The 20,401-nt window shown below is 51.5% G+C and carries 19 protein-coding genes; 6 read left to right on the top strand and 13 right to left on the bottom strand.

Features of this window, described 5'->3' with window-relative positions:
• Nucleotides 1-29: 29 nt before the first annotated feature.
• Nucleotides 30-386: a DUF1304 domain-containing protein gene (locus HPY30_17350; protein ID QYZ67595.1), complete on the bottom strand. Its 357-nt coding sequence runs from the start codon at nucleotides 384-386 to the stop codon at nucleotides 30-32.
• A gap of 160 nt (nucleotides 387-546) precedes the next feature.
• Here HPY30_17350 and HPY30_17345 point away from each other — a divergent pair, with 160 nt between their 5' ends.
• A complete protein-coding gene (locus HPY30_17345) occupies nucleotides 547-1,608 on the top strand; it encodes a response regulator (protein QYZ67594.1) in 1,062 nt (353 codons plus the stop codon).
• A gap of 137 nt (nucleotides 1,609-1,745) precedes the next feature.
• Here the strand turns inward: HPY30_17345 and HPY30_17340 are convergent, their stop codons facing one another.
• The 8 genes from HPY30_17340 to HPY30_17305 form a co-directional block, all read right to left on the bottom strand.
• A complete protein-coding gene (locus tag HPY30_17340; GenBank protein ID QYZ67593.1) occupies nucleotides 1,746-2,327 on the bottom strand; it encodes a hypothetical protein in 582 nt (193 codons plus the stop codon).
• 247 nt (nucleotides 2,328-2,574) lie between these two features.
• A complete protein-coding gene (locus HPY30_17335; protein QYZ67592.1) occupies nucleotides 2,575-3,822 on the bottom strand; it encodes an IS701 family transposase in 1,248 nt (415 codons plus the stop codon).
• Nucleotides 3,823-4,059: 237 nt separating this feature from the next.
• The gene (locus HPY30_17330) at nucleotides 4,060-4,431 is read right to left on the bottom strand and encodes a response regulator (protein QYZ67591.1); all 372 of its coding nucleotides are present in this window, start codon (nucleotides 4,429-4,431) and stop codon (nucleotides 4,060-4,062) included.
• Between the two features lie 217 nt (nucleotides 4,432-4,648).
• Complete coding sequence (locus tag HPY30_17325; GenBank protein QYZ67590.1) at nucleotides 4,649-6,154, bottom strand: hypothetical protein; 1,506 nt, start codon at nucleotides 6,152-6,154, stop codon at nucleotides 4,649-4,651.
• Nucleotides 6,155-6,156: 2 nt separating this feature from the next.
• The gene (locus HPY30_17320) at nucleotides 6,157-8,463 is read right to left on the bottom strand and encodes a PAS domain-containing protein (protein QYZ67589.1); all 2,307 of its coding nucleotides are present in this window, start codon (nucleotides 8,461-8,463) and stop codon (nucleotides 6,157-6,159) included.
• A gap of 6 nt (nucleotides 8,464-8,469) precedes the next feature.
• On the bottom strand, nucleotides 8,470-9,294 hold the full coding sequence (locus HPY30_17315; GenBank protein QYZ67588.1) for a hypothetical protein: 825 nt from the start codon (nucleotides 9,292-9,294) through the stop codon (nucleotides 8,470-8,472).
• A gap of 18 nt (nucleotides 9,295-9,312) precedes the next feature.
• Nucleotides 9,313-11,805: a PAS domain S-box protein gene (locus HPY30_17310; GenBank protein QYZ67587.1), complete on the bottom strand. Its 2,493-nt coding sequence runs from the start codon at nucleotides 11,803-11,805 to the stop codon at nucleotides 9,313-9,315.
• 17 nt (nucleotides 11,806-11,822) lie between these two features.
• Nucleotides 11,823-12,749, bottom strand: a complete 927-nt coding sequence (locus tag HPY30_17305; protein ID QYZ67586.1) for a response regulator — start codon at nucleotides 12,747-12,749, stop codon at nucleotides 11,823-11,825.
• A gap of 206 nt (nucleotides 12,750-12,955) precedes the next feature.
• On the opposite strand from HPY30_17305, the gene HPY30_17300 reads away from it, so the two are divergent.
• Nucleotides 12,956-13,519, top strand: a complete 564-nt coding sequence (locus tag HPY30_17300; protein QYZ67585.1) for an NYN domain-containing protein — start codon at nucleotides 12,956-12,958, stop codon at nucleotides 13,517-13,519.
• A gap of 19 nt (nucleotides 13,520-13,538) precedes the next feature.
• On the opposite strand, the gene HPY30_17295 is transcribed toward HPY30_17300, so the two are convergent.
• Nucleotides 13,539-14,051: a heme-binding protein gene (locus HPY30_17295; protein ID QYZ68110.1), complete on the bottom strand. Its 513-nt coding sequence runs from the start codon at nucleotides 14,049-14,051 to the stop codon at nucleotides 13,539-13,541.
• Between the two features lie 103 nt (nucleotides 14,052-14,154).
• Between HPY30_17295 and HPY30_17290 the strand changes: the two genes are divergently transcribed.
• The 4 genes from HPY30_17290 to HPY30_17275 all read left to right on the top strand — a co-directional run bounded on the left by HPY30_17290 (nucleotide 14,155) and on the right by HPY30_17275 (nucleotide 16,973).
• A complete protein-coding gene (locus HPY30_17290) occupies nucleotides 14,155-14,931 on the top strand; it encodes a hypothetical protein (protein ID QYZ67584.1) in 777 nt (258 codons plus the stop codon).
• Nucleotides 14,932-15,002: 71 nt separating this feature from the next.
• Complete coding sequence (locus HPY30_17285; GenBank protein ID QYZ67583.1) at nucleotides 15,003-15,668, top strand: septation protein A; 666 nt, start codon at nucleotides 15,003-15,005, stop codon at nucleotides 15,666-15,668.
• A 3-nt stretch (nucleotides 15,669-15,671) separates the two neighbouring features.
• On the top strand, nucleotides 15,672-15,974 hold the full coding sequence (locus HPY30_17280) for a YciI family protein (GenBank protein QYZ67582.1): 303 nt from the start codon (nucleotides 15,672-15,674) through the stop codon (nucleotides 15,972-15,974).
• A 72-nt stretch (nucleotides 15,975-16,046) separates the two neighbouring features.
• Nucleotides 16,047-16,973, top strand: a complete 927-nt coding sequence (locus HPY30_17275; GenBank protein ID QYZ67581.1) for a diguanylate cyclase — start codon at nucleotides 16,047-16,049, stop codon at nucleotides 16,971-16,973.
• A 134-nt stretch (nucleotides 16,974-17,107) separates the two neighbouring features.
• On the opposite strand, the gene HPY30_17270 is transcribed toward HPY30_17275, so the two are convergent.
• The 3 genes from HPY30_17270 to HPY30_17260 all read right to left on the bottom strand — a co-directional run bounded on the left by HPY30_17270 (nucleotide 17,108) and on the right by HPY30_17260 (nucleotide 20,398).
• Nucleotides 17,108-17,401 (bottom strand): segregation and condensation protein A, encoded by a 294-nt coding sequence (locus HPY30_17270; protein QYZ67580.1) that lies wholly within the window; start codon nucleotides 17,399-17,401, stop codon nucleotides 17,108-17,110.
• Nucleotides 17,402-17,579: 178 nt separating this feature from the next.
• The gene (gene ligA / locus HPY30_17265) at nucleotides 17,580-19,604 is read right to left on the bottom strand and encodes an NAD-dependent DNA ligase LigA (protein ID QYZ68109.1); all 2,025 of its coding nucleotides are present in this window, start codon (nucleotides 19,602-19,604) and stop codon (nucleotides 17,580-17,582) included.
• Entirely contained in the window at nucleotides 19,604-20,398 is a 795-nt protein-coding gene (locus HPY30_17260; protein QYZ67579.1) for a cell division protein ZipA, read from the bottom strand. The genes ligA and HPY30_17260 overlap by 1 nt, the downstream gene beginning before the upstream one ends.
• Nucleotides 20,399-20,401 lie beyond the last annotated feature (3 nt).

The following is a 20,401-nucleotide window of genomic DNA, read 5'->3' as shown; positions in this document are numbered from 1 at the left end:
TGGTAGACAGCCTGGCTAATTTGGTGCATTTAAGTAAGAAATAGAGCAACGAGCGCCAAAACCGCCGGTAACGCCTGAAACAACAGTATCTTTTGACTTGCTGTTATTCCACCGAAGACCCCAGCGATCACGACGCAACTCAAAAAAAAGATCTTGATTGAATTCCCTGCCGAACCCAGGCAAAGACCCCACACAAGTCCAGCTGCCAGGAACCCGTTATAGAGTCCCTGATTCATTGCGAGGGTCTTTGATACTCCGGCAAATTCCTTCGTATGTCCAAATGTCCGTAGACCAAATGGTTTATCCCAAAGGAACATTTCAAGAACAAGGAAACAAACATGAAGAAAGGCGACAAACCCTACCAGAATATTTGCTATGATCATCAAGCTATGTCAACTATGCCAGTTATCATTAACCAATCACTATTTTCGACAATGTACAAAACATCCATTAAACAACGCAACAAATCTATATTCGTCAATTTACTCAATCATCACCTGCAGGGCGAGTAGTATTTGATTACCGTACCAATTTGATGGGATACGCATGATCACCGAGTCGGAAATCAAAGCCGGGCAGATTCTGGTAGTTGATGACGAACCGCTGAATCTCCTCGTGGTGGAGGAGATATTTGATAGCGCCGGCTACCCAAACGTCCAATCCACTACAGACCCAAAAGAGGCCGTAGCGCTTTTTAAGCAGCACCGGTTCGATCTGGTACTGTTGGACCTCAACATGCCGGGTATGGACGGATTCGAGGTAATGTCGCATTTCAGCGAGCATAAGTACGAACCCCCACCGCCGGTGCTGGTGCTCACTGCGATAGGTGATAGGGAGACGCGCTTGCGGGCCTTGCGGGGAGGCGCCAAGGATTTCCTGGTCAAACCTTTCGACAGCGAAGAGGTATTGAGCCGCGCCTACAATCTGCTTGAAGTCTCTCTCGCCCACAAACTGGTCACTCACTACAGTTCGACCCTGGAACATGCGGTCAGAGCAAAAACCAGAGAGCTATTGGAAACCCAGGCGGAGATCGTCAAACGCCTGGGATATGCCGCAGAGTTCCGTGATACCGAAACGGGAGAACACACTGTTCGTGTCGGACACTACTCCAGGCTTCTTGCCATACAGATCGGGCTAAGCACGGATGAGGCGGAGCGAATACTCTATGCAGCGCCAATGCATGATATCGGCAAGATTGGTATTCCAGACAAAATTCTGCTGAAGCCGGGAAAGCTGGATGCTGATGAGTGGGAGATAATGAAGACACATACCACCATCGGCGCCAAAATTCTCCGGGGTGGATCCAACCCGCTCATCGAATGTGCCCGTACTATCGCCCTGACACACCATGAAAAATGGGATGGCGGCGGGTATCCAAAGGGTCTGAAAGGTCATCAAATTTCGATAAAAGGCCGTATCGTTGCTGTTGCCGACGTTTTCGATGCTCTGACCATGTCTCGTCCCTACAAGTCTGCCTGGGCGATTGAGGACGCGATGAAACTGATCAATGAGCAGTCCGGTGTCCACTTTGATCCTGCCCTGGTCACCGCATTCAACACCGTTCTGGATCAGCTGATCGAGGTACGCGAGAAGCATGCCGATCCATAAAAGCAAGCGTGTCGGCAACAATAACCAGTATCTGGTGCGCACAGCGCACCCTACGTCCGTTACATGTAGGCTGCTACTTAAGTTTCGGAGTTCAATTGATCTGGTAGGGTGCGCCGTGCGCACCATGATTGCTTGAGTTATCTATCAGTTTCACTATTTTCCTTCAGGGAGGATTTGAGGCGGAGCATGATATTTCCGAACTGTTCATCCAGCGCCTGTCCGGCTTCGTAGAGAGCATCGGTCTTTGCCTCTGTTTCAGTGATCATCTCCACAAGAGCCTCCTCCTGCTCTCCTGAGAGACCCAGATGCATGAACGATTTCTCGATATCAGTTCCCATGTCGGAAAGTATCTGGGCATTCTCTATGCGTTGCTGCTTATGTTGACTGTCGATTCCGGCAAGGCTCTGCCTGGCCATTTCAATGACCTCGGAAAGATCCTGTTGGCGTCTGTAGAGTTTCTGCTCTGTCTCTATGCCCTTGATTCTTGCATCCACACCCTCAATCAATACCGCCAGAGTGTCCTTCAGACGCCCCACCTTTTCTCCATCATCATGAGGCATGCTGCGAATCAGCAGTGATGCCCTCTCACCATTGAAGACGGCTCGGCTGCCAAACTCAAAAATGCGCTGCCCGCCGACCAGGCTTTCCAGCACTGATTGCTCCAAAGGGCGATCCAGCCCGTCTTTCGTGATGAAAAGGGTCTCCTGCTGCTGTTTCATTATCAAACTTCCTGATAACCCATATTCATCCAGAACAGAAAAGACTTGCTGCCCAAGTTCGGTGAAATCCTTACTGGAAAAACTATTCTGGAAAAACCTTAAAATCACCCCAAATTCTGCGGCACTGGTCATGGCGGCCATCGCCATCTGCATGGCATCCTGAGATGAGTGGCGCAGATTTTTCTTCTGTTCGTTGTTTTTTAGTGCGATGACGATTTTGGCTTTAATTCTACTTTGTCAGATTCCATCACCCGGCAACCGACTGTTCCAGCGTCTGTTTTCGATATTGGGAGTCGATAGCCGCTTGTCGTTTACGATGCCGTTTCGTCATTTGCCGTAGTATTTCATCGCGTTCAATATCTCGCCGTGGCAGGAAGGCACGCAATAGCGATTCGATGTCTGAACAACTGAGTAAGGGGTGATCATCTTTTTGCACAATTCGCTCTTCGAGCATGAATAACATCGCCATCATGACCAAGGCCATATGGTGATGCCAGGATTTCCATTTACGGGCCTGATAATCAGCAAGACCTGATTCACTCTTACCATCCTGGAACGAACGCTCAACCCAGAACCGCTGCGCCTGCATCTTTGCAAGACAATGGGATGGCGTTTCTTCCGGTGCATTCGACAAGGTGTATTTAATCGTCTCCGGTGAATTGACCTCTCGTCGTACAATCAGGTGCCATTGATGTGCCTGGGCTTCTTTTCCATCCCAAAGCCAAACCCGATGATGCAGGATCTCGACGCGCAGTTTGCCCTTGCTGCTATCCCGTAATACCACTTGCTGCCACTCGCTGTCCCGTTGCTCATTGAGCCACTGGTCAACGCGCAGACGGGCTGCCTGGGCTTGCAGACGACTTCGACGACGACCGCGCGTTGTCGTGCTCTCCGGTATGAACGGCTGTGGATCTTCCAGGTAGACCTGTTGGTCTTTGTGGATGTCCACCACAAAGGTTTCACCCATCGCCTCCAAACCCCTCAGAAAAGCCGGATCCTTCCCGTATCCCCCATCTGCACCCACCCAGGCAAAACGCAGGCCAAGCGTCCTCTGATGACGCACCATCTCCAGCGCCAACTCTGACTTGCTTTGATGTTTCCGTTCAACTTCCGGGATACCCACCTTGCGACAGCGAGCCGGGTTCGATACCCACTCTTTGGGTAGATAGAGACGTTCATCTATCAGCGTGGACAAGTGCCCTTTACCCAGTGCTGCGAATACACCAACCTGGCAGTTATCCACCTTGCCCTGGCGGCCATTCCATTGGCGTTTAACCCCCACTGAATGTTTACCCTTCTTGGCAAGGCCACTCTCATCGAGCAACAGACAGGTATCCGCGGTTCCACCCAGCCATTGATCGGCTTCCAGCGCCACTTGGTCTAACACCGCACGATGATCCCACGGGGACTCGGTGAGCATATGCTGGAGACGCTGATCATCTGCGCCTGCAACCACCTCTTCCATGCGTTCCATGTTCTTTCTCTGCGCTTGCATCAGGCCTTTGAGATAGTGTGTGACCGGTTGAAACACCGACCTCGTCTTGCTTCGAAAATGGGATTCAAAGCGGTACTGGAAACGTTGGAATCGCTCCGCTATGCGATCGATTCTACTTATGCGCGTATCAGGTAATTCAAATGACCTTGGTGCTTGTCATTTGATGCTCTTCCTTACGATGATTGCCAAGAAATTCACAGCATATATTTTATATTATTCAGTGAGTTACTTATAGATCTAATCTGACAAAGTAGAATTAAGCTCACTTTCATCAAATGGCTTTGTGATGTAGTCATCAGCGCCTGCTTCGTACCCTGCCAGGCGCTCTTCGGCTGATGCCAGAGCCGATACAAAAATGATCGGGAGTTCACCATAGTCAGGGTCTTGACGGAGCCGGCGGCAGGTTTCCAACCCGTTCAGTACCGGCATATTGACATCCATGATGATCAGGTCAGGCCTGCGGGTCGCCACGCTTTCGATGCAAGCCTGGCCATTTTCAGCGGAAATCAGTTCAAATTCATTGGACAGAAGCTCTTCGAGGATGATCTGGTTAAGCGGTTCATCGTCAACACCAAGAATCAGGGGTTGAGTCTTTATCTGCTCTTCCATTCTTATATTCCTAATAATTATTGGAGCCTCTGATTAATTGTCATCTCCATCCATAGATTCGTAAACACTACAACCGTTTACTCACCATCGTAACCTATTGATAGCAATGTAGTTTTAAATCTCATCCCAGGATCGAGATGACAGTGACTCAATTAATCAGGGGTTCCTTTGTTTTAATTTCTGAATGCTCGGATTATCGGCATCTCACGGTTTTTCTTTAATCAGTTCCCGGATTGTTACCGGCAGGTATCAGAAACTGGAAAATGGCCCCTTTACCTGGAGCCTGCTCTGCCCATATACGGCCTCTGTGGGCATCTATGATCTCTTTACAAATGGCAAGCCCCAGACCTGTACCTACGGTTCCTGCCTCAATCTTGCTGCTCTGGGTGAATTTTTTGAAGACCTTCTTCAGTTCGACCTTTGGAATACCTATGCCCTGATCCTGAATCTTGAAATGTAGAGCGGGGATTGTCTGCTTGTCATGCGTCATAGTGCCTGTCTGGACAGTCAGGTGAATATGCCCCCCGGACGGAGTGAACTTGACAGCATTGGAGAGTAAATTACGAATGACCTGGCCTATCCGCAGGGCGTCGAACTCACCGTACACGCTTTTTTCCTGGGATGTAAATTCACAGTGCAGTCCTTGATCCTGAATGTAACGCCCCAGTTCAGCAACCGCCTCCTCGGCGGCCTCCATGAGATCGTTGTGCTTAATCGTCATCTCCATACGGCCTGATTCAAGTTTCGCCAGGTCGAGAATACCATTGAGCAGTATCAACAGGCGTTCACCACTTGCATGAACATGGGAGAAATAGTCGATCAGCTTTTTTCGTTCTGCAGTTTCACCCTTTTTCAGGCCAAAGGATGAAAAACTCAAAATTGCGTGCATTGGAGTACGCAATTCATGAGACATATTGGCAAGGAACCGGGATTTTGCCTGATTGGCCTCTTCAGCCTGCTCCTTGGCCAATACCAGATCTTTTGTCTGTTCATCTACCAGGTCTTGCAGATTGTTCTGGTGCTCCATCAATTCCTGTTGAGCAGAGGTCAGATGTTCATTGGCAGTGACCAATTGTCCGGTTTTATGTTCAAGTTCGACCACCATGCACTGACTGCACCAATACTCTTTCGCCAACCGATTACCCAATCGGTAGATAAATAGGGCATAGATAGCGATGAGGATACCGAACAGGAGCACAGAACTGTCTCCTTGTATGCCCAGATATAAACAGGCCAGCACAGTTGGGGACCAGAACAGCAAGAGAAAAAAGACCCAGGGCAGTTGATAGAGATTCATTGTAGCCAGGGCGCCAGCACATATTCCCAGGCCGATCACAATCGCAGTCATACCCTCCAGCGAGAGTTCGGTAACGATCACAATCAGGCAGAGCATCATACCAATCAGCAGTATCGTTCCCAGAGTCCAGAAAACGTATCGAAGCCTTAGCCCATCGATGCTTTCATCAGTGGCCTGAGCGAGCTGGCGACCATAGATAAACCTGACCAGACTGACCAGAAGCAGGCTGAAAATCACCAAGCTTAAAAGATCCATTTTGGCGTATAGATCAATGTTGCCCAAGACAAAAATGCCGAGAAGCACTGGATAGGCCAACGCGATGACACCTGAGCGCCGCCCGAGATCAATACTGCCCGCCTGATCAACCTGTCGCTGCTGTTCAGTGCTCAGAGAGATCAATTCAGAGTGAGGCTGAAATAGCCGCATGCTCAATGTGCTCTGTTTTCCGCTGCGGGCTGAATAAAGGGAGTGACCGGGATCAGAAAGTGGAACTGCGCCCCTTGTTCCAAATTATTTTCTGCCCAGATCCGTCCTGTATGCGCCTCGATGATCTCTTTGCTGATCGCCAGCCCCAAGCCGGTGCCTCCAGCCCCGGTGCGAGTCTTGCTGCTCTGGATGAATTTATCGAAAATAGTATCCAGTTCCGCTTCCGGGATCCCAACGCCCTGATCAAGAACGCTCAGTTGCAACCCAGGCATCTCATGGCCGTCAATCTCCAGTCTCTCCTGACAGATAGAGATCTGGATATGTCCCCCCGTGGCTGTAAACTTGATGGCATTGGAGAGCAGGTTGGTTATCACCTGACCGATGCGCAGGGCGTCGAACTCACCTATGGTATCTGTTTCCGGGGGGAGGAGATCACACAACACGCCTTGATCTGCAATGTGTCCCCGCAGTTCGTGAATGGCGCTTTCCGCCACACACTTCAAATCGTTGGGCTGGTATTCCAATGCCATGCGCCCAGCTTCCAGCTTGGACAGATCCAACAGGTCGTTGAGTAGTATCAGTAGCCGGTTGCCACTTGTCTGAATATGGGTAAAGTACTCGATCAGTTTTTGCCGCTCTGCGGTTTCTCCGTTTTCCAGTCCGAATGAAGAGAAGCTGAGAATGGCGTGCATCGGAGTGCGCAGTTCGTGGGACATATTCGCCAGAAAGACAGACTTGGCCTGATTGGCTTGCTCCGCCGTATTCTTAGCTTCAGTAAGCACTTGCTCCATTGTTTTTCGGTTGGTTATATCCAGGACAACGCCATCGATACCCAGCCAGTTTCCCTGTTGATTGAAAATCGAAGTTTTGTAGTCAGCCACCCAGCAAACATGTCCGTTTTTCTTGATGATTCGATACTCCTGACAAATGGTCATGGGTCCAGTTGGAAGGAGTTCACTATCAGCAAGAACCCTCTCTTTGTCGTCGGGATGGATAAGCATAAACCAATTTAATTTTCCGGAATCGAACTCCTGCTGTTCATAGCCTGATATTTCTTCAATTCCTGAAACCAATTCAGCAGTCCAGTCAGATATTGTCCTGTACACCATTCCGGGGATGTTATTGGTCAAGGTTCTGTATTTTTTCTCGCTTTCCTTGATTTCCTCCATCTTTTTTTCTGTGGCGGCCCGCACCGCATGATCAGCTGCATACTCTTTTTCCTGTGCCATATACTGGCCCAAATCACAGGTCATGCTGTTAAAGGAACCTGCCAATCTCTCAAGTTCATCACCTGTATCGATTGAAACACGGCCGCCAACAAAATCGCCCGAGGCTACTTTTTTCGTTGCGGCTTCAAGTTTTTTCAGAGGCGCAGTAATGGCGCGGGAGAGAACAAATGCAATAAATACGGATAGGGCGATAGCAAAACAAGAGATTAAGATTGCCTTATTCCTCAAGTCGTGCGGAGCTGAGACAAACTCTTCGTGGGGAAACGTAACAACTACGGACAAATTGGTCTTTATTAGTGGAAATGTAGCGACCATCGCATCCAGATCAAATATCCCGGCTCGGGTATAAGAGGGTTGTATCGATTGAATGGCATCGATAACCTGTCTCCCACCTCTATCCACGGCTATGATTTTCTGCCCTGTCACGCTATCAAGCGGAGAGACAAGAATCCTTGCATCATGATTACTTATAGAGAGGAAACCTGTTTTCCCAATTGTTTCTTCCACCAGCTCCCCGATGATTTGCGCAAGAGGGACAACCCCGTAGAGGAGTACATCAACCTCTTCTTCAAAATAGCCTTTTCGAAAGATTGCCAGCTCAAGAGCAGGTTCCCCAAGATCTGGTTGTTTAGCAGTCACTGATAAGACCACTCTCCCCTCATTTTTACGGGCCCTCTGAATCAAAGAAGCAAGATTCACTTCTCCTTCGCTCACGGTAATATGGCCTTTGTTTACTTTAAGAAGCTCATCCCCATTTTCGTCAACAAGAAGAATAATGGGAAATACTTCCTGCAGTTGAGTCAATTGACGAACTAATAATTTTTCCTGAAAGTTTTTTACAAAGCGTTCAAATTCTCTGCTGTTAGCTATTTTGAGAAATTCATGTGCTCGCATTTCAAAACGATCATCAAGATGGGCTGCCTGTTCTTTGGCAAAGGATTTCATCATCTTCTGCTGTTGGATTTCAACGTGATCGAGAAAAATCCGGTACCCGGAATAGCCGGCTATGGCCATCGTCAACACGACAGGCAGAAGTGTAAAGATTAATATCTTTCCCTGAAGTGACTTTACGAGACTCATAAGATTTTATTCACTTTGAGTCACCGCAATAGCCCCATATTCAAGCATGATTGCTTGAGCTGCCGGCGTTTTGAGGTATTCCAAGAATGTTTTAACAACGCCCTGTGGCTCTCTCTTCCAGGCAAGGCCAAAGGGGGTAACAAGTTTATAGGCGCCTGATCGTACATTGGCGGTTGTCGGGATAATACCATCCACTGACAATAGTGGCAGGTTACTTGTCAGTGCCAAGGATAAAGGTATATATGCGATGGTTTGCCGGTGGCTTTTTATTCCCTCCAGCGCTTCATGAGTCGTATAGAATACTCTACCGGAAAATCTCTCAATGTCGGAAAATCCGGGAAGGTTCTTTTCCAGAATATGACGTGATGAGTCTCCCTCCTCTCTGTTGATAACATATATTTTTCCTTTATCGCCGCCTGCCTGATCCCATCTCTCCAGGTTGCCGCTGTATATTCCGTTGATCTGCTTTCCGGTAAGGTTCCGAGGTCGCTCCATGCTGGGATGAAGAACAAAGGCAATAGGGGATCTGGCAAACAGCCAGTAGGTCAGCTTAAAGTGTTTTTCTCTCTCCTGTAGGGGACGGGCAACACGTGCAAGATCGCATCTTCCTTTTACCACTGCTCTGATACCGCCGCCACTGCCAACACTGTCTGGAACGTTGATAGTGATATCTGGATGGTCTGCTTCAAACTTTTTCCCAAGCACCCGTAGCAGCAGTTGCGAATCCCCTGTGCCGCAGATACTCACCTGTTCTGCTGCAATGCAGGATTCAGAACTAAAAAAAGTGGTGAGCATAAGCAGGGGAAGAAGATATTTTTTTAGCTTTCGCATCACTGTTCAACACTCCACTCAAGATACAAGATCAGTCGCCGACTCCTGTGCAATCGGGACTTCAAAAATGAACTCCGCACCTCCCTGTAGGTGATTTTGCGCCCAGATTCTACCGCCATGGGCCTCTATGATCTCTTTACTGATCGCCAGTCCAAGGCCTGTCCCCCCGCCTTCACTGCGTGTCTTACTGCTCTGAATAAACTTGTCGAATACAGCCTCCAACTCATCCTCTGGAATACCTATGCCTTCATCACGCAGACTCAGTCGCAGTGAGATGCACTGGTTTTGATCCTCTTTACGGCGTCCACTGAAGAGTGTGCCGTTACTGAAGGAGATGAAGATCCGCCGGCCTACCGGCGTGAATTTAATCGCATTACCCAACAGGTTGCCGATGACCTGGCCAATGCGTTGCGAATCGAAACAGCCCCTGGTTTCACAGGCTGGCGGGACGATCTCCAGCGTCAGCGCCCGTTCCTCCAATCTGGCCATCTGCTCGGTTGCACACTGATTGACGATTTCCTGAAGATCAGCGGCTGTGTATGCCATCGACATCCGATCAGACTCCAGCTTTGCCAGGTCCAGCAAGCTGTTGAGCAGAAGCAACAGCCGGTCACCACTCTCATTGATGTAGGTGAAGTAGGTCCCCAGTTTTTCCAGAGTTGCCTGGTTCAGACGCTGCATACCCAAGCTGGAAAAGCTTAGAATGGCGTGCATCGGTGTACGCAGCTCATGGGACATATTGGCCAGAAAGCGGGACTTCGCCAAGTTGGCTTCCTCGGCCTTTGCGGCGGCCTTGGCCAGTTCCCTCGTACGTTCACTCACTGTCTCTTCCAACTGCAGGCTGTGTTGATGAAGTTTTTCCTCAACATGCAAGCGCTTGAGTGCACCAGCGAGGATATCCGCCACTGCGCTGAGATAGTCGACATCCATCGGGTCATATTCGGTCCCGGGTTCGAGATAGAGGTTGATCACGCCCAGTACCCGCCCGTCTCCGACCACCGGAATAACATAATGGCCGTGGGGTTTCATCTCCGTGATCTGGACCTCGTGCCTGTGATCGTCACTGCAGAGAGAGTGAACAAGTTTGCCCTGCATCGCCGCCCGGCCGCAGAGACAATGACCAAAGGGCACGCTGGCACAGCGGTTGGTAAGGCTTTTCCCCAGATTGTGCTCCACAGTGAGAACTAGTCGATCCCCTGCTTCGTTAGTCAGAAAGATGGCACCCTTATCCCGGACTTTCATCAGCGGCTGATCCAGCAGTTCTGCAAGAAATCTCTGTAACAACACCTGCTGCCCAAGACCCTTCAGTGAGATCTCCAGTAGCCTGGAGAGACTGGTTCGGCGCTGCATCTCTTGCCTGAGCGCATTGTCCGATCGCTTCTGCTCAGTGATATCACGCCAGACCGATTGATTGAACTGCTTGCCATCGATCTCGATCAGCTGACAGATCACCTCCACATTTCGTATCCGGCCATCCCTTGTGCGGTGTTGGCTTTCAAAAACGTCATGACCCTCTTGTTTGATCTTCTGTAGATGTTGTTGCACCTCTTCGGGGGATTCGATTATATCGATATCCGTGATCTTCAATCTTTCGAACTCCTGCCGGGTATAACCGAGATTTTCATGGACAAAACGATTGAACTGGACAAACCTACCATCCTCCAAATCAATCGTTGCTATGGCGTTTGGCGCCAGTTCGAAAAGGGTGCGGTAGCGAATCTCGGACTCCTGAAGTCGGCGTTCCTGAGCCTTGCGTTCCGAGATGTCATGCGCCGATCCGATCAGCCCGACAGGTGCCCCTTCATCATCCCGTAACAGGGTGACAGTCATCCAGGTGGGGAAGACCTCACCATTTTGCCTGACATGCCCCACTTCTCCGCTGTGCCCCCCCAGGGCAACGACCTCCTGATTAAAGGGCTCCACATCCCGTTCCATCTGCTCAGGTGTGTGAAAAAGGCTAAGGTGTCTACCGGTGAGCTCGTCTGCCGAATAGCCGTGCATTCTTGCCCAGGCTTCGTTGGTAGTACGGATGATCCCGTCCATTCCAGCTATGGCGATACCATCGGGCGACTGCTTGAAGGCAGTCTCCAGGAGTTGATGTTGCTGTCGGGCAGCTTTCTCTTCGGTCAGATCACGCCAGGTGACATGGAGGAGAGTTTCGTCACCAACATGGAGTGTGGTGAGTGTTACTTCACAGGGGAATTCCTCACCATCAACGCGCCGGTGCCACCATTCGAAGCGGTGGAAGTGCGCTTCCAACGCCGTGATGATCATTTCTGTCGCTTTTTCGCTGGAAATGCGACCATCAGGTTGTCGCTCCGGTGAAAGGTCGGCCGGGTGTGAGTTCAGTACTTCCGATTTGTCCGCAGCGTGCAGCATCCTGACTGCCGCCGGATTACAGTCGATAAATGTCTCACCTTGCAGCAGCAGGATTGCGTCTTCCGAGCGATTGAATGCCTCCTGGTGGATGTGGTTGTTATCAAGCTGCAGTCTGCTGTCAGAGGGTGTCATCTTTGAGTCACCAGCATTCATTCTTCGGTCTGGGCGGGTGCTGGAGCATTGATGACAGCGAGCACCCGGTTGCCTTTTCCCAGGTACTCCAGCCGCTTGAAGCTGATCAGCCGCGCCAGAGCGATGCCCCGGCCATGGTTATCGCTCCCCCTCTTCGCTGATATCTCCAGATAGGGGGTAGAATCAAAACCCTCACCCTGGTCTGTGATATGAACATGGATCTCTCCATTACAGCGCTCGAACGTCACCTCCACCTGTTTGCTACGCATTTCCGGCAGCCCAAGGCGTCTGTTGACCTCCTTCTCCCAGTTACCCGTTTCGTTAAGCAAACCCTTCTCATCATAGCCAATCCCGAGGTTTCCGTGTTCCACCGCATTGATCATCAATTCATTGAACCCGGTGATAGCGGTTTCAGGATCTGGGCAGGCCTGCGCCAGTAAGGTAGAGAGGTCACGCGCTTCGTTCAGCGACCGGAATTGAAAGCGGCACGATTGCAACAGACCAAGAGTAAATCTGTTCCTGTCCAATGCTCTCCTGATGTTCAGGTAACGTAGCTGGTCGTTAACCGCCGTCCGTACAATTGAGACCAGCGCCTCTTCCTTGAACGGTTTGGTGAGGTAATAGTACGCGCCGGCCTTGATGCCCTCCTCGATATCTTCTTTGGAAGCACAGGCGGTTTGCATGATGACCGGAACCTCTTTCAGGACCGGATGGCCGTTGATGCGTGAGAGAACATCCATACCATCCATGCGAGGCATCATGCGGTCGAGCAGGATTGCGGCATATTGATGCGGTGCCTGCTCCAGCATCTTCCAAGCAGTTGCGCCATCCTCCGCCGTCTTCCACTGATATCCAGCTTCGGCGAATTCCAGATATTCGCAGATAATCGTCAGATTGAGAGGCTCGTCATCGACCACGAGGATAATTTTCTGATCTTGGTTCATATTTTCTTCTCTAGCCGGCACGCCGCCAATGCCAATGCGCCGATTTCTTGACGGCTTGTATGTTTTCGGTTATCGCGCTACCAACGCCGATGAGAAGGCCCTGACTGAGCGCTGGCTCAGTGCATGGGCAGCCAACTAAAGTGTAATACCTCTCATATATGCGGCAACCTGATGAAAAACTTTAGCCTGAACTCCGGGGTTCCGCTATGAAAACAGCGAGTTGCTTCACACCCCCAGCCTGTTGGTATAGGGTCATCTTTGTTCGAGGATATTTATCTCACCAACAGGTCACTGCCGTGAAAAAAATCGCTATTTTCGTCGATGTGCAAAACATCTACTACACCACGCGACAGGTCTACGGCCGTCAATTTAATTATCGAAATCTTTGGCAGCGAATAGACGCTGGAGGAGAGATTGTTTCCGCAGTCGCTTATGCCGTTCATCGAGGTGACGACAAACAGCTGAAATTTCAAAATGCGCTCAGGAAAATTGGCTTCACAGTAAAGCTCAAACCCTATATTCAGCGGAGTGACGGCTCTGCCAAAGGTGATTGGGACGTTGGTATTACCATCGATGTGATGGAATCAGCCCGAGACGTTGACACCGTGGTACTGCTGTCTGGTGACGGAGACTTTGATCTGCTGCTGAAAAAGATCAATGAGGATTATGGCGTCACTACTGAAGTCTATGGCGTACCGGCGCTTACAGCCAACTCGCTCATCGCAGCTGCGAGTCTCTATCACCGCATTGACGAAGACTTATTGCTCTAACCATCCTACCGCTGTTTCATCACTCAGCAAACTCAAGCCGCTCTTCAACCGACTCAAGCCCCTTGATTGCACAGACCTCATCTTTTTCTCCGCCAGGCGCTCCGCTGACTCCCACTGCACCAAGTCTGCTTCCCGCTGCGTTGATTGGGACACCTCCCACCATCATCAATATTCCACGAACATGGTTCATTTCTGGCCGGATATCCTGCCGGTTCTCCCGGAATTCCCCTGATTTAAGCCCGGACATCACCACCGCATTTGCCTTCTCCTCGGCGATCTGCAGGGTAAACCTGGATGCGAGATCATCCCGTAAAGCAGCACGGATATCCCCATTGCGATCGACCACAACTGCGCTGACCTGATATCCCTTGGCGCGGCAGGCCAAAACTGCCGCATCTGCAATATCACGCGCCAACTCCATGCCAATGATCTTGACACTGATAGTGTCGTCCGCCACCCCCTGTGTTGAGAAACAGAGTGAAATGAGTAGAAAACAACCAGCAAATGAGAGGTTTTTGTACTGTTTCAGCATATCTGCGGACCTGATTGGCATAGATTTTGAAACATCCTACAGGTCTCACCAGGATGTCAGAAGGGCAGAAGACGAAGTCACCACTGCCTGCTACAATCCGGGCATGCAACTCCCGCTTGTAGATATCAACTCAATTGCCGACAGTTTCCACGACCTCGCCAATGACGTGACCGAGGCTTATGAAGATATCGGCCAGCCATCCTCTGGAGAGATCCAGCCACCGGATCTCATCATGCAGGCTATGCACAAGCTTTTTGACCTGCTCAGAGCACTCGACAACTGCCGTATCGATTGTGCCCCAATCCCCGAGCAAAGCCGGGAAGATCAGTCGGTGATAGCAAATCATGACATACATGAACTTGGGGACTACGGCATCAATCTGCTGATTGATATCTCCATCTGCGCCAAAAACCTGAAAATGGAGAGACACAGCCGTGAGCTGGAAAATCTCACCTTCCCCCTCGCCATTTGGATAGCCCGCCAAAGCGGTGAATTGAGCACCCTGGAACCCGTGGTAAATGCACTGGCGATTCTGGCCAACACGGTCGGGGAACCTTTATACCTTGAACAACTCTATCTTCTCACCGGGGAGATTCAGGATGCGGTGTCACCGCTGTTGCAGAGCGACCGGGACAGGAGCAACCCCAACCGCCCCTGGCGCGTACTTCTGCTCAACCGTGCGATTATCGCCACTCGCAGCCACCGCAGCGAGCTGATGGAAGAGGCATATGGAAATCTCGTGGAAAAACTGCCTGAGGATGCGGCCGGTTTTTTCAGGCAGGGAATGGAGCAGATGGAGGCGCTGAACTACCCGGATCATGTGCGTGATATTGTATTGCGTTACTTTCACAAATGGAGCGCCCAGCGCACGTTACACTAGGGAGCCTCTTAATAAATCTGGATGAGCAGCCACGATTCATTCAGAGACTTCCCGAAGGACTCGATACAGGAATGAAGTTTCTAGCCGATTTTTTCCCGGTCATACTTTTCTTTGTCGCATACAAACTGTATGGGATTTACGCAGCCACCGCTGTGGCTATTGCGGCGTCTTTCGTCCAGGTGGGATATGGCTGGCTGCGCCATCGCCATGTTGAGAATATGCATCTCATCACATTGGGGATCCTGGTTATCTTCGGCGGCCTGACCCTCGTTCTGCAGGATCGCACCTTCATAATGTGGAAGCCCTCGGTCATCAATTGGCTTTTCGGCGGGGTATTTCTCGCCAGTCTGTTTATCGGGGAAAAACCCCTGCTGGAACGAATGATGGGTGGCAGCATCAACGTCCCGTCACTCATCTGGCGAAAGCTGAATACCACATGGGGTCTCTTCTTCATCCTGCTTGGTTTTCTCAACCTCTACGTGGCCAACGACTTTTTTATTGCCGAACAGGCCCTGATCCATCAAACAGGCGTTACAGAAATCGATTTCGACCAGTGCAGCACCCTGTTTCAATCAAATGAGTTGAAAATGTGCCTTAATGCAAAGTCTCTTGAAGAGAGTTGGGTAAATTTCAAACTTTTCGGCATGATGGGCCTGACAATGGTCTTCATTATTCTGCAGGCGTTCTACCTGGCACGTCATATGCGGGATACTGAGGAAGCGCCTGAGGAGAATTGAAACATGTTTTACGCCATCATCGCAGAAGATCATGAAGAGAGTCTTGAGCAAAGGCTGAAGGTTCGCCCTGATCATCTGCAGCGACTGGAAAAACTGCAGCAGGAGGGACGGCTGTTGCTGGCTGGCCCACACCCGGCCATCGATTCGGAAGATCCTGGACCGGCAGGTTTCAGTGGCAGCCTTGTAGTGGCGGAATTCCCCAACCTGGTAGACGCCCGCGAATGGGCCAATAGCGACCCCTATGTAACGGCCGGCGTCTATAATCGAGTGACGGTGAAACCTTTCAAGAAGGTTCTGCCGGGCTAAATGATGAGCTTCGCAGCTCCTACGAGCACTAACTAGAATTCAAACCAAATTTTATCTACCAAAGGTCCGACAATGAAGAAACAACTTCTCGTAACTACACTCTGCGGCGCAGCACTCCTTTTTGGCTGTAGCCAAGAAGCCGACAGCAGCGACAATCAGAAAACTGCCGCGCCGGCCAGTGAAGAGAAACGCTCTGCGATCCTGCCGCCGACCCATCCCCGCAACGATACGGTGCTGACTCCGGACGTGCTGCTCACCGTGAACGGACAGCCGGTCACCAAACCCATGTACGGCATCTACTTCCAGGACCGTGCCAGCCGCATCCCCGGTGCCGACCAATCCCAGGAGATGCAGATGACTGTGCTCAACGAACTGGCCAATGTGCTGATCGTCGCCCAGGATGCGGAAGCGAAAAATATTGATAAACGTCCAGAAGTCGCCGCCACACTGGCGCTGTTACGCGCCAAGCTGCTGACCCAGACCGCGATTCAGGAATACGTCAAAGCCAACCTGCCCAGCGATGCGGATCAGCAGAAGCTTTACGATGAAAAATACGCGGGAAAATCGTCTGTTGAGTATAAAGCACGGCACATCCTTGTCAAAGAGGAGGAGCAAGCCAAGTCACTCATTACCGAACTGGAGCAGGATGCTGATTTTGCTGAACTGGCCAAAACTCACTCTACCGGACCTACGGGTAAAAACGGCGGAGACCTGGGTTGGTTTGATGGGGATCAGATGGTCAAACCCTTCTCCGATACCGTCAAGACGATGGAAACCGGCAGTTATACCAAAGTACCTGTGAAGACCCAGTTCGGATGGCATGTCATTCTGTTGGAAGAGACAAGGGAACAGCCTGCCCCAGCGATTGAGTCAGTCCGCAAGGAGCTAATGACTGAACTGCAGCAAAAGGTGCTCAGCGAGTACATTCAGGGTCTACGGGCAAAAAGTAAACTCGAATTCAATGAGCAGGCGGGCCTGAAAAAGAGAGAGGAAGGCTGATCCAGGTAATCGGCAGATCTTTGATCTGTCGGTATAAAAAACCGGACGGTCTACGACCTCCGGTTTTTTATACCTTCAATGTAGGCCAGTTCAAGCGCAGCGGAAACTGCCCGATCCGCTACGCTTGATCGAGCCTACGACTCGTCCTTACTATTCACCCTGCCGATACCTGTCATGGGCACTACTGTGGACTGCTGCTGTTCATCCGCATAATAGGGACGCTCCTGAACGGTGCGCCCGGCCGCATCTGCCAGCTCCTTTTCCCTCGCTGTAATCAATGCCAGGCAGTGACGAATATCCTGAATGGTGTTCTCCGTCAGGGGATGCTGCAGGCTCCGGTGTTCCGGAGTGGTGTCTCGGATGATGGAAGTCAGCACTTTACGCATGACCATCATGACATCCCGCTCTTTGGATGACTCTTCGCTCATAACCCTTACCCTGTAAATCTCTGCTCTCATCCGGAAAACGGTTCCGAATGCTCAATAATGTTGCCAAGCTTACCGGAACTGAAACCCCGATTACCACCGGTGAATCGGGAAAGCGACTCCTGTCGTTGTAGGAGCGGCGCCTCGCCGCGAGGGCGCGGCTCCTACGTAAGCTATGTCTTCATTCACCTTGGGCGAGCAACTTTTCCAATTCTGTCTCATCCAGAACCTGAACACCCAACTTCTCCGCCTTGGCCAGTTTCGATCCCGCTTCAGCACCCGCCACCAGATAATCCGTCTTTTTCGAGACACTGCCGGTCACCTTGGCGCCAAATGCCTGTAACTCAGCTTTGATCTCGCCTCGGGGACGGCTGAGTGAGCCGGTCAGCACAATCGTCTTCCCTTCAAGGGGTTGGGCATGGGTGGGTTCCGGCACCCCCTCTTCCCATTCGATGCCCGCAGCACGCAGACGGTCGATCACCTCCCGATTGTGCAGCTGCTGGAAAAACGTGACGATGTGGCTGGCCACGATCGGTCCCACATCGGGGGTCTCCTGCAACATCTCCTCATCAGCCACCTCAATGGCATCCAGACTGCCGAAGTGGCGGGCAAGTCCCAAAGCCGTCGCTTCTCCCACCTCACGGATACCGAGAGAATAGAGAAACCGGGCCAGGGTCGTCCGGCGGCTCTTGGCCAATGCGCCAAGCAGGTTCCGGGCGGATTTTTCCGCCATGCGTTCCAGACCACTGATCTGCTCCAGTGTCAGCCCGAAGAGATCAGCAGGGTCATGAACCCGCTCTGCTTCAACCAGTTGTTCCACCAGCTTATCGCCCAACCCTTCGATATCCATCGCCTTACGAGAGGCAAAATGTTTCAACGCCTCTTTGCACTGTGCAGGACAATAGAGCCCACCACTGCAGCGAGCCACCGCCTCACCCTCCGACTTGACCACGTCCGATCCGCAGACCGGGCAATTTGCAGGCAGTTCAACCTTACTGGTAGCTGCCGGGCGCCGCTCGGTGAGAACACGCGCGACTTCGGGAATCACATCCCCGGCCCGGCGCACGAATACGGTATCGCCCACCCGCACATCCTTGCGTTCGACCTCATCCATGTTATGCAACGTGGCATTGCTGACCGTCACGCCACCGACAAAAACCGGCTTCAGGCGGGCCACCGGGGTAACTGCGCCGGTACGCCCCACCTGAAACTCGATCGCCTCGACCTCCGTCAACGCTTCCTGGGCAGGAAATTTGTAGGCAATGGCCCAACGCGGTGCACGGGAAACAAAACCCAGGGACTTCTGCCGGGAAAGGTGGTCCACCTTATAGACCACGCCATCGATATCGTATTCAAGATCGTCCCGGCGTGCGGCAATCGTTTCATAGTAATCGATACAGCCTTGGGCGCCCTGCACTACCTGCAATTCCGGCGAAACCGGCAATCCCCAGTGCCGTAATCGCAGAATACTGTCGCTATGGGTCTCGCCGATAGGCGCCGGATCGATCTCGCCAAATCCGTAGCAGTAGAAGGCCAGTGGACGCGTGGCCGTAATCCTGGGGTCGAGCTGTCTCAGGCTGCCAGCAGCGGCATTACGCGGGTTAACGAAGGTTTTCTCATCCGCCTTGCGCGCTTTTTCATTGAGCGCCTCGAAACCTGCCTTCGGTATGAATATCTCTCCCCTCACCTCCAGTAGAGCTGGATAGTCGATCCCCAGCAGACGCAGAGGAATGGAGGGAATGGTGCGCACATTGCTCGTCACATCCTCACCGCTGGCACCATCACCCCGGGTAGCTGCCAGCACCAATCTTCCCTGTTCATATCTCAGGTTGACGGCCAGGCCATCCAGCTTGGGTTCGGCGACATAGGCAATCGACTCATCATCTGCCAGTTCGAGACGATCACGAACCCGGCGATCGAAATCCTCCATTTCGGCGGCATCGAAGGCGTTATCAAGCGAAAGCATGGGGACACGATGTTTGACCGTATCAAAACCTTCCAGCGGCGCGCCGCCAACCCGTTGCGTGGGTGATTCAGGGGTAATCAGGTCGGGAAAGTCTGTCTCCAGGGACTGGAGTTCCCGCATCAGGCGGTCATATTCGCTATCGGGAATTTGGGGGTCATCGAAGACGTAGTAATGTTGGTTGTGGAGGTTGATTTCGTCCCGTAGCTTGTCGATTCGGCTGGCCGCTTCTTTAACAGATATCACCCACGGCTCCTGGCAAGCCGGATCAGACGCCGATGTTCCAAAATCTGACTGCGCATGTTTTCGATGGTCTGTTTGGTCAATGAACTATGAGTTTCATCCTGCAACTCGCCACCCAGGGTCTCTTTCAGACACTCTGCAGTGAACAACATATCGGAGAAGACCGCCAGCCCATCTTCAGGCCCAGGCAATTGTGCAAACAGCATCAGACCCGGCGTGGTGAAATCGTCCATCTTTTCGATGGGGAAGATACCGGGCTCCACCATGCTCACCACATTAAACAGAGTCTTCTGGCTACCATCCTTCGTATAGCGATGAAATATCTTCATCTCACTCACAGCCAGACCACTGGCTTTTGCCGCTTCCATGATCGCAGGTCCGGAAAAATCATCCCGCTTGGCGGCAAGATTGATCTGCAAAATCTTTATCGGGACATCCACAGGAGAGGCTTCATCCGCACTGAAGCTGAAGAGCTCCTGTTGCTCTACGAAAGGCAGATTAGTTTTAATGAACGACGTCTCCCCGGCAGATCCATCCGGCAGTTCCCTGTCATCAGTGACTATCGTGTCGAGGTGCTCCAGCTCCTGTTCGATATTCTCCGAATCACGCGACTCCAGATCCCACGGGGTATCCTCAGAATCCTGGTCGTCGGAAACTATGTCCATCTCCGGCGTGATACGCGGCTTTGCCTGGATGCTGTCCCGATTACGCCGGGTGCGATCCCAAAGATAGATGCCTACCAGGAAGGCAATACCCAAAAAAAGAAGAATCAGTCGCAGTAGTCCGCTTTCCATCGT

The sequence above is a fragment of the Gammaproteobacteria bacterium (ex Lamellibrachia satsuma) genome, from assembly GCA_019623805.1.
GTDB lineage: Bacteria > Pseudomonadota > Gammaproteobacteria > Chromatiales > Chromatiaceae > QGON01.
The sequence above is the reverse complement of the archived record's forward strand: the minus strand, read 5'-3'. Positions and strand labels throughout refer to the sequence as shown.

Bases quoted from the DNA above. Each gene is read 5' to 3' on its own strand.
- HPY30_17300 (QYZ67585.1), top strand. From the start codon at position 12,956: ATGAAAACAGCGAGTTGCTTCACACCCCCAGCCTGTTGGTATAGGGTC.
- HPY30_17330 (QYZ67591.1), bottom strand. From the start codon at position 4,431: ATGGAAGAGCAGATAAAGACTCAACCCCTGATTCTTGGTGTTGACGAT.
- HPY30_17295 (QYZ68110.1), bottom strand. From the start codon at position 14,051: ATGCTGAAACAGTACAAAAACCTCTCATTTGCTGGTTGTTTTCTACTC.
- HPY30_17290 (QYZ67584.1), top strand. From the start codon at position 14,155: ATGCAACTCCCGCTTGTAGATATCAACTCAATTGCCGACAGTTTCCAC.
- HPY30_17335 (QYZ67592.1), bottom strand. From the start codon at position 3,822: ATGCAAGCGCAGAGAAAGAACATGGAACGCATGGAAGAGGTGGTTGCA.
- HPY30_17340 (QYZ67593.1), bottom strand. From the start codon at position 2,327: ATGAAACAGCAGCAGGAGACCCTTTTCATCACGAAAGACGGGCTGGAT.
- HPY30_17275 (QYZ67581.1), top strand. From the start codon at position 16,047: ATGAAGAAACAACTTCTCGTAACTACACTCTGCGGCGCAGCACTCCTT.
- HPY30_17280 (QYZ67582.1), top strand. From the start codon at position 15,672: ATGTTTTACGCCATCATCGCAGAAGATCATGAAGAGAGTCTTGAGCAA.
- HPY30_17285 (QYZ67583.1), top strand. From the start codon at position 15,003: ATGAAGTTTCTAGCCGATTTTTTCCCGGTCATACTTTTCTTTGTCGCA.
- HPY30_17315 (QYZ67588.1), bottom strand. From the start codon at position 9,294: ATGCGAAAGCTAAAAAAATATCTTCTTCCCCTGCTTATGCTCACCACT.
- HPY30_17260 (QYZ67579.1), bottom strand. From the start codon at position 20,398: ATGGAAAGCGGACTACTGCGACTGATTCTTCTTTTTTTGGGTATTGCC.
- HPY30_17310 (QYZ67587.1), bottom strand. From the start codon at position 11,805: ATGACACCCTCTGACAGCAGACTGCAGCTTGATAACAACCACATCCAC.
- HPY30_17305 (QYZ67586.1), bottom strand. From the start codon at position 12,749: ATGAACCAAGATCAGAAAATTATCCTCGTGGTCGATGACGAGCCTCTC.
- HPY30_17270 (QYZ67580.1), bottom strand. From the start codon at position 17,401: ATGAGCGAAGAGTCATCCAAAGAGCGGGATGTCATGATGGTCATGCGT.
- HPY30_17325 (QYZ67590.1), bottom strand. From the start codon at position 6,154: ATGCGGCTATTTCAGCCTCACTCTGAATTGATCTCTCTGAGCACTGAA.
- HPY30_17320 (QYZ67589.1), bottom strand. From the start codon at position 8,463: ATGAGTCTCGTAAAGTCACTTCAGGGAAAGATATTAATCTTTACACTT.
- HPY30_17345 (QYZ67594.1), top strand. From the start codon at position 547: ATGATCACCGAGTCGGAAATCAAAGCCGGGCAGATTCTGGTAGTTGAT.